This is a genomic window from Glutamicibacter nicotianae (assembly GCF_016907615.1).
Taxonomy (GTDB): Bacteria; Actinomycetota; Actinomycetes; order Actinomycetales; family Micrococcaceae; genus Glutamicibacter; species Glutamicibacter nicotianae.
In genome coordinates this window covers 1,944,070-1,956,547 of record NZ_JAFBCH010000001.1, presented here as the reverse complement: position 1 = coordinate 1,956,547, position 12,478 = coordinate 1,944,070, and the positions used below count along the sequence as shown (strand labels likewise).

The 12,478-nt window shown below is 64.9% G+C and carries 11 protein-coding genes; 1 reads left to right on the top strand and 10 read right to left on the bottom strand.

What is annotated here, in order from left to right:
- Nucleotides 1-13 precede the first annotated feature (13 nt).
- The 8 genes from JOE62_RS09370 to JOE62_RS09335 form a co-directional block, all read right to left on the bottom strand.
- Nucleotides 14-949: an FKBP-type peptidyl-prolyl cis-trans isomerase gene (locus tag JOE62_RS09370; protein WP_204722102.1), complete on the bottom strand. Its 936-nt coding sequence runs from the start codon at nucleotides 947-949 to the stop codon at nucleotides 14-16.
- A 121-nt stretch (nucleotides 950-1,070) separates the two neighbouring features.
- A complete protein-coding gene (gene pafA, locus JOE62_RS09365) occupies nucleotides 1,071-2,444 on the bottom strand; it encodes a Pup--protein ligase (RefSeq protein WP_066138288.1) in 1,374 nt (457 codons plus the stop codon).
- Nucleotides 2,445-2,522: 78 nt separating this feature from the next.
- Nucleotides 2,523-2,708: a ubiquitin-like protein Pup gene (locus JOE62_RS09360; protein ID WP_038991046.1), complete on the bottom strand. Its 186-nt coding sequence runs from the start codon at nucleotides 2,706-2,708 to the stop codon at nucleotides 2,523-2,525.
- 67 nt (nucleotides 2,709-2,775) lie between these two features.
- Nucleotides 2,776-4,392 (bottom strand): depupylase/deamidase Dop, encoded by a 1,617-nt coding sequence (gene dop, locus JOE62_RS09355; RefSeq protein WP_204722100.1) that lies wholly within the window; start codon nucleotides 4,390-4,392, stop codon nucleotides 2,776-2,778.
- The gene (arc, locus tag JOE62_RS09350; RefSeq protein WP_369826762.1) at nucleotides 4,389-6,098 is read right to left on the bottom strand and encodes a proteasome ATPase; all 1,710 of its coding nucleotides are present in this window, start codon (nucleotides 6,096-6,098) and stop codon (nucleotides 4,389-4,391) included. The genes dop and arc overlap by 4 nt, the downstream gene beginning before the upstream one ends.
- 148 nt (nucleotides 6,099-6,246) lie before the next feature.
- On the bottom strand, nucleotides 6,247-7,305 hold the full coding sequence (locus JOE62_RS09345) for a tRNA (adenine-N1)-methyltransferase (RefSeq protein ID WP_204722098.1): 1,059 nt from the start codon (nucleotides 7,303-7,305) through the stop codon (nucleotides 6,247-6,249).
- A 42-nt stretch (nucleotides 7,306-7,347) separates the two neighbouring features.
- Entirely contained in the window at nucleotides 7,348-8,475 is a 1,128-nt protein-coding gene (locus JOE62_RS09340; protein WP_204722096.1) for a site-2 protease family protein, read from the bottom strand.
- The gene (locus tag JOE62_RS09335) at nucleotides 8,472-9,185 is read right to left on the bottom strand and encodes an HAD family hydrolase (protein WP_204722094.1); all 714 of its coding nucleotides are present in this window, start codon (nucleotides 9,183-9,185) and stop codon (nucleotides 8,472-8,474) included. The genes JOE62_RS09340 and JOE62_RS09335 overlap by 4 nt, the downstream gene beginning before the upstream one ends.
- An 83-nt stretch (nucleotides 9,186-9,268) precedes the next feature.
- Between JOE62_RS09335 and JOE62_RS09330 the strand changes: the two genes are divergently transcribed.
- Entirely contained in the window at nucleotides 9,269-10,177 is a 909-nt protein-coding gene (locus tag JOE62_RS09330; RefSeq protein ID WP_204722092.1) for a proteasome assembly chaperone family protein, read from the top strand.
- Nucleotides 10,178-10,209: 32 nt separating this feature from the next.
- Here the strand turns inward: JOE62_RS09330 and mshC are convergent, their stop codons facing one another.
- Nucleotides 10,210-11,472 (bottom strand): cysteine--1-D-myo-inosityl 2-amino-2-deoxy-alpha-D-glucopyranoside ligase, encoded by a 1,263-nt coding sequence (gene mshC, locus JOE62_RS09325; RefSeq protein WP_204722090.1) that lies wholly within the window; start codon nucleotides 11,470-11,472, stop codon nucleotides 10,210-10,212.
- 127 nt (nucleotides 11,473-11,599) lie between these two features.
- Complete coding sequence (locus tag JOE62_RS09320; protein WP_204722088.1) at nucleotides 11,600-12,424, bottom strand: undecaprenyl-diphosphate phosphatase; 825 nt, start codon at nucleotides 12,422-12,424, stop codon at nucleotides 11,600-11,602.
- Nucleotides 12,425-12,478: the final 54 nt, after the last annotated feature.

Below are 12,478 nucleotides of genomic sequence, written 5' to 3'. Positions count from 1 at the left end.
CACGGCCTTTCTGTTACTTGCTTTCGCTTACCTTGTCTAATTCTACGTAGAAGACCAGTGGGCCTGCAGGCCGGCCCTGGGCTTCAGCGTTTTCGCCGTAGGCCAAGTCGGTCGGGATGGTCAGCAAGACCTTGCTGCCTTCCTTCAGGCCCTGGAAGCCCTGCAGCCAGCCCTCGATCACGCCTCCGGCCATATCGGCCTCGAAGCCTTCTTCGCTGTCGAAGTTGCCGTCGAACTTCTTGCCGTCTTCCCAGCGCACGCCGTGGTAGTGGGCGGTGACCTTCGAGGTTTCGCCAACGGCTGGCCCGTCTCCTTCTTCAAGGACGTCCACGACCAGCCCTTCAGGAGCCTCGGTGTCCTTCGGGATGGTGATCTGCGGATCGCCCTTGCCGGTCTTCACGGTGGGGAGCTTGCCCGCGTCCTTGAGCTTCTTGACCTCGTCCTGGCCCAGGGTCTGGCTAGGGCTCTTGGAATCGGCGATCTTGATCACGATCAGCCGTTCGGCACGAGAGCCTTCGGCCGGTTCGGCCACGGAACCATCTGCCTGCTGCACGCCTTCAATCGCCGCATAGGCGATCCAGTCGCCAATCTGGGACTTCAACAGGGTGTCGTACAGCTCGGGCATCTGCTCCTTGAGCGTCTCGTCAACCTTCATCGGCGACGGATCGGCGGTGAAGTTCTCATTGGTCAGCAGGCCGTCAATGGTTTTGTAGAGGCCCGAGTGGATCTGGATGGTGTCGCCTTCCTTGACGTCCGCTCCCTCGCCCTCCACCACGGTGACAGCTTCTGCCTTCTCGGTCAGCAACGGGGCATCGAACTTGACCTCCGGTGCGGTCTTGTCATCTGCCGCTGGCTTGACGTCGATGTCGCTCAGGGCTGACGAACCCGAACCGCAGGACGCCAGGGCAAGGATGGACGCGGTGGCGCATACTGCCAAAACTTTTCGCACGAATCTTCTTTCCGGTTGGATTAGCTGGTCTTGCATTGCGGGCTTGCCTGAAGGGCATGGCTCGAAATGGCCTGCGTCCAGCATAGATGTTTTTGCTGTGTAAATACTTGTTTCCAGCTTGCTATTGCTGCTGGCCCATCAGCTCGATGAGCTCGTCGATCTGCGGATTGCTGGTAGCGAACGGGTCCTTGCACAGCACGATGCCGCCCGGACCGTCCTCGTACTTCATGTGCACCCAGTCCGCGCTGTAGCGCCGTCCGTTGGCCCGTGCGGCACGAATGAATTTGCTGCGCAGCGCCGCGCGTGTCGTGGCCGGCGGGTTGTTCACCGCCTGCAGGATTTCGGCATCGGAGACCACCGAGCTGGCCAGGCCGCGGCGCTTGAGCAGGTGGAACAGCCCGCGCTGCGGATCGATGTCGTGATAGGTCAGGTTCAGCTGCGCGAGCCGGGGCGCCGAGAGCTCGAGGGAATTCTTCCGCGCATATCCCATCAGCAGCTTGTGCTTGATGGCCCAGTCGATGTCCTTGTCGATCAGCGAGAAGTCCTGGCTCTCTACGGCGTTCAGGGTGCGTTCCCATAATTCCAGGACGGTGTCGACCTGGTCGTGGTGCGCGCCGTGGCGGGCGATGAATTCCTTGACCGATTCGAAGAGGATCCATTGGATCTGCAGTGCGGTGGGCTCGTCGCCTCCCATCAGCCGCACCACGGTCTGGCCGGTGAAGTCATGGGAGATCTGGCGGATCGAGCGGATCGGGTTTTCCAGCCGCAAATCGTGGTAGATCTCCCCCGATTCGATCAGCCGCAGCACCAGGTCGGTGGCGCCGATCTTGAGCAGCTGGGTGGTTTCGCTCATTGTCGAATCGCCCACGATGACATGCAGCCGGCGGTGGTACTCGGCATCCGCATGCGGCTCGTCGCGGGTGTTGATGATCGGCCGCGAGCGCGTCGTGGCCGAGGAGACCCCTTCCCACATGTGGTCGGCGCGCTGGGAGAAGACGTACTTGGTTTCCCCCTCATCGGTGATCAGATGCCCTGCACCGCACAAGAGTTGGCGGGTGACGAGGAAGGGAATGAGCATGTCGGCCAGGCGCTTGAACTCGATCTTGCGCGGGATGAGGTAATTCTCGTGGCACCCGTAGGAGTTGCCGGCGGAGTCCACATTGTTCTTGAACATGTAGATCCGGCCTTCGTGGCCTTCTTCGGCCAGCTGGTCTTCGGCCTGGTCGACGAGGTCGAGCATGAAGACTTCGCCTGCGCGGTCATGGGCGATCAACTGCTTGAGCTGGTCGCATTCGGCGGTGGCGTACTCGGGGTGCGAGCCGACATCCAGGTAGAGGCGCGAGCCGTTCTCCAGGAAGACATTCGAGCTGCGCCCCCAGCTGACCACCGGCTTGAACAGGTGCCGTGCGGCATCTTCCGGGGTGAGCCGCCGCCCATCGGACGGGACATAATTCAGTCCGAACTCGGTTTCCAGACCAAAAATTCTGCGATCCACGCGAAGCTACTTCCCCTCAACTGCGGTTCTGCGCCGGGTGGCAGAACACGACGTCCAAAGCCGAAAGCCCGTGCGGGCTTACTGGCCGCCCTTTTGTACGAATCCGCGCACGAACTCCTCGGCGTTGGATTCCAACACCGAGTCGATCTCGTCCAGCAGGTCGTCCACGCCGGCGGACTGGCCGGTGGTGTTCACCTGGACCTGCTCGGCTTCGGCCTGCTGGTCATGGGTGTTGCGGCGGGACGAGAAGCTTTCCTGGGTCATCGTTTTCTCCTGACGTAGTCGCGAATCCCGGAATTACGCACCGGGACTCATACCTATTCTGCGCCGATTAGCGGTGCCGCGCCAATTCGTCGATAAATTCCGCAATCTCCAACTCGGCCTCGAACAGCTCGCCCACCTGCGCCCGGGTTCCGGCCAGCGGCTCGGGCATGTGGAAGCGGCTGATCTTGCGCGCCCCGGGCACGGCGAAGGACAGAGCATCCCAGTTCGCCGCGACTACATACGGCGCATAGCGCTGCAGGGTCATGCCGCGCAGGTAGGCGCGGGTATTCTCGGGCGGCGCGCTGACCGCCTGGTTGATCTCCTGCTGGCTGAACAGCGTCTGGATGGCTCCGCGTTCGGCCAGCCGGTAGTACAGCCCCTTGTTTGTGCGCAGATCCGCCCATTGCAGATCGAGCATCGCCACGCGCGGATCCGACAGCTCCACTCCGTGGCGCTGGGCGAACCCGTTGACCAGCTGGTATTTGGCGATCCAGTCGATCTGATCGGCAGCGTCCATCGGGTCGCGCTCGAGCAGATCCAGCATCTGCGCCCAACGGGTGAGGATCTCGGTGGTATCCGGATCCGCAATCCCCCGTGCCGCGCAGTAGTTTTCCGCCGCGTGCAGGTAATGGCGCTGGATCTCGATGGCGGTCAGCTGCACCCCGCCGCGCAATCCCACCTTGGCCTTCAGCGTCGGATCGTGGCTGATCTGCTGCAATGCCAGGACCGGCTCGGCCAGTTCCAGCTGCGGGGCCATGCCCGCTTCGATCAGCGAGAGCACCAGGTTGGTGGTGCCCACGCGCAGCAGGGTGGAGATCTGTCCGAGGTTCGCATCCCCGATGATCACGTGCAGCCGCCGGTACTTGTCCCAGTTCGCGTGCGGTTCATCGCGGGTGTTGATGATCGGGCGGTTGATCGTGGTTTCGAGCCCCACTTCGGCTTCGAAGAAGTCGGCGCGCTGGGAGATCTGGAAGGCGGCCCGTTCGTTGAGCATGCCCTGGCCTACCCGCCCGGCACCGCAGAAGATCTGGCGGCTGGCGAAGAACGGGGTGAGCCCGCTGGCAATGGCGGAGAACTCGATGCCGCGCGGCATCAGGTAGTTCTCATGAGAACCGTAGGAGACCGACTTGTTGTCGGTGTTGTTCTTGTAGAGCAGCAGTTCCCCGCTGCCCAGGCGCGCGGCGGCCTGGGCGGCGCGGCGCATCACCTCATCGCCGGCCTGGTCCCAGAGCACCGCGTCGCGCGGGCTCATCGTTTCCGGGCTGGAGTATTCCGGGTGGGCATGGTCCACGTATAGGCGTGCGCCGTTGCCCAGCACCATATTCATCACTACATCTGTGGAGTCCTTCTCCTGGTAGAGCGTGGATCCCACATGCGCGTCATTGCCGTCGAGCGCAATGGACTCGGCGGTCCAGATGCCCTCGTCCTCCAGCCCCGGTTCCACGTCGGTCAGCTGGCTCGGGTGCGCCTGCGCGCGGTCCATAGCGAAGCCGCGCGCATCGGCCAGCGGGGATTCGTCGGAATAGTCCCAGCGCGCGGCCTTGGCCGCCGAGTCCTGCTCGGCCACGAGTTGCGCGTAGGCGTCAACGATCTGCGCCGAGAGCACCGTCGCGTTGGCCTTGGGCATGTTCGGGCGGATGATCCCGTATTCGGTTTCCAGGCCGACTAGCCGGCGGGCGCTCATTTGCCGGCCTGCTGGTTGACCAGGGAACGGATGTTGCTGATCCGCTCGCCCTTGCGCCCGGAAATCCGCGCCCAGTCATCGGGGTTGGTGGTGTTGGGCATGTCTTCGTGCTCGGCGAATTCCTCGCGGACCGCGCGCAGCAGGTACTCGGTTTTCAGGCCGCGTTCGTTGTCCGTGATCAGCGCCTTGATGGCGTGCTTCTTGGCGCGGTCCACGATGTTGTGGATGACCGCGCCGGAGGCGAAGTCCTTGAAATACAGCACCTCGGTATCGCCGGTGACATAGGTGACTTCGAGGAATTCGTTGATCCGTTCGGTGGAGTACATGGCCTTCACCGCCTCGCGGATCATCCGGGCAATGGTGGCGGAGGCATCGCCGGCATCGGCCGCGAGCTCATCGGCGTGCAGCGGCAGCTGCGTGGTCAGGTACTTGCTGAAGATTTCCGCGGCGCCCTCGGCGTCGGGACGGCGGATCTTGATCTTGACATCCAGGCGTCCGGGCCGCAGGATCGCCGGGTCGATCATGTCCTCGCGGTTCGAGGCGCCGATGACGATCACGTTGTCCAGCCGCTCCACGCCATCGATTTCGGCCAGCAGCTGCGGCACGATGGTGGTTTCCACGTCCGAGGAGACGCCGGTGCCGCGGGTGCGGAACAGCGCTTCCATCTCGTCGAAGAACACCACGACCGGATCGCCGTGCAGCGCCTTCTCGCGGGCGCGGGCGAAGATCAGCCGGATGTGGCGTTCGGTTTCGCCCACGTACTTGTCCAGCAGCTCCGGGCCCTTGATGTTCAGGAAGTAGCTGCGGTTGCTGGTGCCTTCCTTGCGCTCGGCGACCCGCTGGGCCAGCGAGTGGGCCACGGCCTTGGCGATCAGCGTCTTGCCGCAGCCCGGAGGGCCGTAGAGCAGAATCCCCTTGGGTGCGCTCAGCCCGTGCTCGCGGTACAGTTCCGGATGGGTGAAGGGCAGTTCCACCGAGTCCTTGATGGCTTCGATCTGCGAGTTCAGCCCGCCGATATCCGAGTAGGCGATGTCCGGCACTTCTTCGAGCACCAGGGATTGCATGTCGGTGAGCTGGACGCGGGAGACCGCCATGCCCGAGCGGGAATCGATGGACAGCTGGTCGCCGACGCGCAGGTGCATCTCGCGCAGCGGTCCGGCCAGCTCGATCACGCGCTGGTCATCGGCCCGGGCCATGACCACCGCGTGGTGGTTTTCCAGCAGTTCCTTGACCGTGACCAGTTCCCCGGTTTCCTCGAAGCCCAGGGCTGCAACGATCACCAGTGCCTCGTTGAGCAGCACCTGCTGGCCGATGACCAGCTTCTCGAAGTCCAGCAGCGGGCTGACCGCCACGCGCATCTTGCGCCCGGAGTAGATCACGTCGGCCGCCTGCGCGCCGGTGGATTCGATGCCCAGGCCCGGTTCGGGGTGCTTTCGCGGGTGCTTGGCCACGATGGTGCCGTGGCTGAAGGGGGTGTCGCCGTCTTTTTCCAGCGCGGCCTTCAGGTTGATGATCTGCTCGCGCGTGGTTTCCAGCAAGGCGACCAGCCGCTTGTTGTTCCCGCTGATGCCTGCCAGCTGCTTGTCGAGGTTGCGGTTCTTGTCGCGCAGCACGTTGACCTGGCGTTCGGTCATCTGCAGCCGCTCGGCCAATTGTTCTGCTTCGCGATTATCGTTCACGTTCCAACCTCCAACATCCAACGCCATCCGGGCCCGTTCTGGGAGCCTGATGAAGTTTTTCCAGTGCATGGGGCACCGGCTTGCTTCCATCCTAGGAACTGAAGGCCCCGAGTGCAGAACACCCGGGGCCTAAATCCGCATAATGAGACGTTGCGTCTCAGCATGCGGATGCTGCTCAGGCGCCGCCGGCGCCTTCGGCGTTTTCCTCAGCTGCGCGCACGCGCACCGACTGGTTGGCGTCGCGCGCGGCACGGCGCAGCTTCTTGTCCGACAGGCCGCGCTCGCCCAGGGCTTCTGCCGTCCATTCGTCCTCAGCGTGATCGCGGGTCCAGGCGCTGAGGTCCTCGTCCGAGTAGGAGTGCTCCTTGATCCGCTTGGCCTTCGGGATGCCGTCAGCCGAGTCGGCCAGCCGGCGGCAGGTGATCAGGAAGGCGGTATGCGCGACCATGCGGTGGTCCGGGCGCACCGCCAGGCCGTCGACGTGCCAGCCGCGCACCAGAGTTTCGAAGCATTCGGGCTCGGTGAACTGGCCGGAGGCGCGAATCGCTTCGACCACCCGGGACATCTGGGTCACTGAGGAGACGTAGTTGGTCCACACCCCGCCCGGCGCCAGCACGGTGGCTACCGCGTCAAGGCATTCCCAGGGGCTGAGCATGTCCAGCACCACGCGGTCGATGCTGCCTGGCTCTTCGAGCTCGACAACCTTGTCCTGGAAGTCGCCGATGGAGATCTGCCAGGACGGGTGGTCTCCGCCGAAGACGGTGGAGACGTTGCCGCGGGCGATCTCGGCGAATTCCTCGCGGCGCTCGAAGGAGTGCAGGAAGCCCTCGTCGCCCACCGCGCGCAGCAGCGAGATGGACAGCGCGCCGGAGCCGACGCCTGCCTCGACCACGCGGGCGCCGGGGAAGATGTCGCCGAACTGCACTATCTGCGCCGCGTCCTTCGGGTAGACCACGGTAGCTCCGCGCGGCATGGAGAGCACGAAGTCCTTGGCCAGCGGGCGCAGGGCCTGGTAGCGGAAGCCGTCGGCATTCTCGATGACCGAGCCCTCGGGCAACCCGATGATGTCCTCGTGCGGCAGCACGCCCTTGTGCGTATGGAATTCGCCACCGCGCTGCAGGGTGATGGTGTTGATCCGGCGCTTCTCGTCGGTCAGCTGCACGCGGTCCCCGACCCGGAAGGGGCCGCGGCGGGCTGCCGCTCCGTGGGGGGCCTGGCTGATGGCTTCGCTCACTGATGTGATCCTTTTCTTGGTGCTTTCAGTCTGTATAGAAGTCTACTTGCGGCGTCCGGTGACGGCGTTGACGATCTGCCGCTGGTGCAGCAGGCCCACCACGTTCCCGGTGGAGCTGATCACCGCGTATTCGGCGCTCTCCACGCTGGCCAGGTAGTCGATCAGCGCGCGCCCGTCCGAATCCTCGGCGACGATCGCGCCTTGGCCCAGCGCGCGGGACACTGCCAGCGCGGGAACCTGCGCCGCCTGGCTCCGATCCACCCGGGACAGTGCCTGCGCGTCGATGACCCCGACCGGCATTCCCTTCGGGTCGACCAGGATGATCTCTCCCCCGCGTGCCCCCTGGCGCACCAGCACATCGGCAACGCTGGCGTGCGAGACCATGGCCGAAGCCGGGCGCATCAGGTCGGTAGCGATCACCGTGGGCAGGTTCAGCATCATCTTGGAGTGCGCGATCAGCTGCGTGGTCGCCTGCCACATGAACATCGCCACCATGATGCCGACCACCACGGTGATGATCTGCGGCTGCTCGCCGCGAATGAGCGGATAGATGACGAAGTAGCCGATCAGGCCCACGGCGATCGCCCGGCCCACCCAGGACGAGGCGATGGTGCCCTTGAACTGGGACCCGGTGGCCTTCCAGACGATGGACTCGACCAGCCGCCCACCATCGAGCGGAAGCCCGGGCAGGGCGTTGAACGCGCCGAGCAGCAGGTTGGCATAGACGAAGAAGTCAAGCAGCAGGTTCGGGTACACGCCCAGGGTGGCGTTCTGGATCACCAGCCAGCCCAATCCGGCCAGCACGAAGTTGGACAGCGGCCCGGAGAGCGCCACCCAGAGCGACGCGCCGGGCTTGGCCTTGAAGGAGCCGAACTGGGTGTGCCCGCCCATCAGGGTCAGCACAATGTGCGCATCGGGCCATTTGAAGGCGCGCGCGGTCATCGCGTGGGCTACCTCGTGGACCAGCACCGCCACGGCGATGGCCACGGCGCAGGCCAGGCCCATCAGGTAGGCGCTCAGCGGCGGGATCATGCCGCCGCGCGCCAGCTGGATGCCCACGCTGAAGGTGATCACCGCGGTGATGATGAACCACGAGCTGGAGAGGTAGACCGGGACGCCGCCGATGCGGCCCAGCTTGACTCCGGGGGACTTTTCCTGGGTATCGCTCACGCGCTGACCTGCACCAGCCAGCGGGACATTGCGGCCACATCCACGGAAGCCAAGGAGTCGATCCGGCGCCACTTGCCCTCGCCGGGGTCGGTGGCGTTGGGAACCAGCACCGCATGCAGCCCGGCCTCGGACGCCGAGGCGATGCCCGGCACCGAATCCTCGAAGCCGATGCACTGGGAGGCGGACAGCTGCTGGCCGGTGGCTTCGCCCAGCAGCCGCAGACCGCGCAGGTAGGGCTCGGGGTGCGGCTTGCCGTGGGCCACCTCTTCGCCGGTCACGCTGGCCTGGAAGGTGCCTTCGGGGATGGCGAGCATCAGCTCGTCGACGATGCTGCGCTCGGACATGGTCACCAAGGCCTGCGGGATCCCTGCCTGATTGCAGGCGGCCAGCAGCTCGCGCGCTCCAGGGCGCCAGGGGATTTCGCGGCGGATGCCGGCAACCACCCGGGCCGAGAGCCAGTCGATGATCTCGCGGATTTCCAGCTGCACCCCGGCCAGCTGCAGGGCGCGGGCGCCATCGGGCAACGCGTTGCCAACCAGGGCCAGGCCCTGCTCATGGCTCCAGGTTCCGCCATGGGAGGCCACCAGCTCGGCTTCGGCAGCCAGCCAATAGGGCTCGGTGTCGATCAGCGTGCCGTCCATATCCCACAACACGGCTTGCGGGGTTGCGGGCTTGGTTCCGGCGGCAAAGTCAAAACTGGTGCTTGGCATGAGTCCATTCTAGATGGAAGAGTGGGGCTAAGCCGCCTCGGCGAGCCACGCCGGGTACATCGAGTGCTGCCAAGGAGTCGTCAATGAACGAGGAATACCACGCCCCGACGCTGGACAGCTATATCGCCAAGACCCAGCATGAGATTCGCCCCACCATTGCCCTGGCCGCCTTCGAGGGTTGGAACGACGCCGGCTCGGCGGCGACGGATGCCGTGCGCCTGCTGCTCGAATCCCACGAGTACGAGCATCTGGCCACGGTGGGCGAGGACGACTTCTACGACTACCAGTTCACCAGGCCCAAGACCCGGCGCACCGAGAGTGGACGCGTGGTGGAATGGCCGCGCACCGAGCTGTTCAAGATCGCGCTGCCGCAGGCGGCCGCCGACCTGCTGGTGGTCCTCGGGGTCGAGCCGACGTTCAAGTGGCAGGCGTTCTGCTCCCGGATCATCAAGGTGGCGCAGGCGCACAATGCCCATGCGGTGCTGAGCGTGGGGGCGCTGCTGGCCGACGTGCCGCATACCCGCCCGGTGCCGACCTCGCTGGCCAGCGACGATGCGCGCTTGCAGGAGCATCTGAAGATCAGCGCCTCCAGCTATGAGGGGCCCACCGGAATCCCCTCGGTGCTCGGCGTCGAATTCGAACGCTACGGGATCCCGAGCCTGTCGCTCTGGGCGCAGCTCTCCCACTATGTCGCCCAATCCCCCAGCCCGCGGGTCCAGCTGGCCATCATCGAGCTGCTGGAGGAGATCCTCCCGGTGTCCGTGCGCGACCAGAAGCTGCGCGAGGATGCGCTGGCCTGGAAGCATGGGGTGGACGAGCTGGCGGCAGCGGATCCGGATGTCGCCAAGTATGTCGAGCAGCTGGAGCAGGCCACCGACACCAGCGAACTCCCCGAGGCCAGCGGCGAATCCATTGCCCGGGAGTTCGAGCGCTACCTGCGCCGCCGCGGAAAGTACCGCACGGACGGCCCGGGGTCCGACTACGATATCTGAGGCGGACCCCGGGTTGCGTGCGAAGCAGCGTGCTAGAGCTTGAGCCCGAGCAGCGCGTCGATGCCGTCGCGCAAGGCGTTGGCGCCCTCGCCATTCGAGCTGGCAGGCTGCGCGGCCCACCGGTCGATGGCATTCAGCGCGGAGGGCGCATCAAGGTCATTGGCCAGGTGCTTGCGGATCTGGGCCATCACGCTGGCCGAATCCTCGAGGCTGGCGCTGGCCAGCGCCTCGCGCCAGGCCGCCACGCGCCGCTGCGCGGTGGCCAGCAGCTCGTCGGTCCAGAACCAGTCGCTGCGGTAGTGCTGGGAGAGCAGCACGGCGCGGATCGCCACCGGCTCGACGCCGGCGGCGCGCAGCTTGGAGACCAGCACCAGGTTGCCCAGGGACTTGCTCATCTTCTCGCCGTCCAGGCCCACCATGCCGGTGTGCACGTAGGCCTGCGCGAGTTCGGCATTATCGCCGGCGGCCGCGTGGGCTGCGGAGAATTCGTGGTGCGGGAAGATCAGGTCAGAGCCGCCGCCCTGCACGGTGAATGGGGCCGGCAGGGTCTTGCGGGCAATCACCGAGCATTCGATATGCCAGCCGGGGCGCCCGACACCGAGCTTGCCGCCATCCCACCAGGGCTCGCCCTCGCGCGCGGCACGCCACAATAGCGGGTCCAGCGCGTCGCGCTTTCCTGCGCGGTCCGGGTCGCCTCCGCGTTCGGCGAAGAAGCCGAGCATCGTCTCGCGGTCGTAGTTGGAGACCGAACCCAGCTTCCAGGCATCGTTCTGCGCGGCCATGGTGTCGAAGTACACGTCGCCTTCCACCCCATCGGCACCGGCCGGCACGCGGTAGGCCAGGTCCGCGTCGAGCAGCTGCTCGACCACGGGCACCAGCCAGCCGATAGATTCCACGGCGCCGATGTAGTTCTGCGGCGGGATGACATTCAGCGCTTCCATGTCGTCGCGGAAGAGCTGGATCTGCGACTCGGCCAGTTCGCGCCAGTCGACGCCCGTGGCCGTTGCACGCTCAAGCAGCGGATCGTCCACGTCGGTGATGTTCTGGGTGTAGGCCACGGTTCGCCCGGCATCGAGCCAGGCGCGCTGCACCAGGTCGAAGGTGACATATGTGGCGGCGTGGCCCATATGGGTAGCGTCATACGGGGTAATTCCGCAGACGTACATGCTTGCCGGTGCAAGAGCCTCGTCCGCTGGCGCAGTGGCCTGCTGGGTACCGGTGGCGGTGTTGAAAAGTTCCAGTGTCGGTGCTGAACCAGCCACCTGAGGTACCTCAGGGTTTTTCCACGCGTGCACTTATGAACATCCTTTCGCAGATGCGACGTATTTCTTCCTTTAAGTCCAAGTGAAGCAGGACAAGGTTTATTCCCATTAACTGCAACATGTCCGTGAAGCAGTCCACGGACATCTTTCAGGGCAAGAATCAGGCGGCCATCCAGCCCAATCCGAGAGCGACGAACAACGCCAGGCCCAGCAGGATGCGGTACCAGACGAAGAAGCGGTAGGAGTGGGTGGAAACGAACTTCAGGAACCAGCCCACGATCAGGAAGCCGACGATGAAGGCGACGACGGTGGCGACACCGGTCTGCGCCAGGGTGTAGACCCCCGGCTCATCGAAGGACTTGGCCAGCTTGTACAGGCCCGAGGCGAATACCGCAGGGATGGCCAGCAGGAACGAGTAGCGGGCCGCCGCCTCGCGGGTGTAGCCCATGAGCAGGCCGGCGGTGATGGTGCCGCCGGAGCGCGAGACGCCCGGAATCAGGGCCATGGCCTGCGCGAAGCCGTAGAAGATGCCGTGCTTGACGGTCAGCTTCTCCAAGGTGCGCTGCTGCTTGCCGTAGTAGTCGGCAATGGCCAGGATCAGGCCGAAGACCACCAGGGTTGTCGCCACGATCCACAGCGAACGGAAGTTCGTATCGATGTAGTCTTCCAGCAGCAGGCCCAGGATCGCGATGGGCAGGGAGCCGACGATGATCAGCCAGCCCATCTTGGCATCCGGATCCGAATGCGGGATCTTGCCGGCCAAGGCCTTGCACCACGCACCGATGATGCGCACGATGTCACGCCAGAAGAAGACGAGCACCGCGGTTTCGGTACCCAGCTGGGTAATGGCGGTAAAAGCCGCCCCGGGGTCTTGGGCGTTAGGCAAAAGTTCGCCAACGATGCGCAAGTGGGCGGAGGACGAGATCGGGAGGAACTCGGTTAGGCCCTGGATCAATCCTAGGAAAGCTGCTTCAAACCAATTCACCCCTCGACATTACTTCACGGATTGCGAGTATCCGGACTCAGAAACACGTAATGC

Bases quoted from the DNA above. Each gene is read 5' to 3' on its own strand.
- JOE62_RS09360 (WP_038991046.1), bottom strand. From the start codon at position 2,708: ATGACCCAGGAAAGCTTCTCGTCCCGCCGCAACACCCATGACCAGCAG.
- dop (WP_204722100.1), bottom strand. From the start codon at position 4,392: ATGAGCGCCCGCCGGCTAGTCGGCCTGGAAACCGAATACGGGATCATC.
- arc (WP_369826762.1), bottom strand. From the start codon at position 6,098: ATGGCGTTGGATGTTGGAGGTTGGAACGTGAACGATAATCGCGAAGCA.
- JOE62_RS09335 (WP_204722094.1), bottom strand. From the start codon at position 9,185: ATGCCAAGCACCAGTTTTGACTTTGCCGCCGGAACCAAGCCCGCAACC.
- JOE62_RS09330 (WP_204722092.1), top strand. From the start codon at position 9,269: ATGAACGAGGAATACCACGCCCCGACGCTGGACAGCTATATCGCCAAG.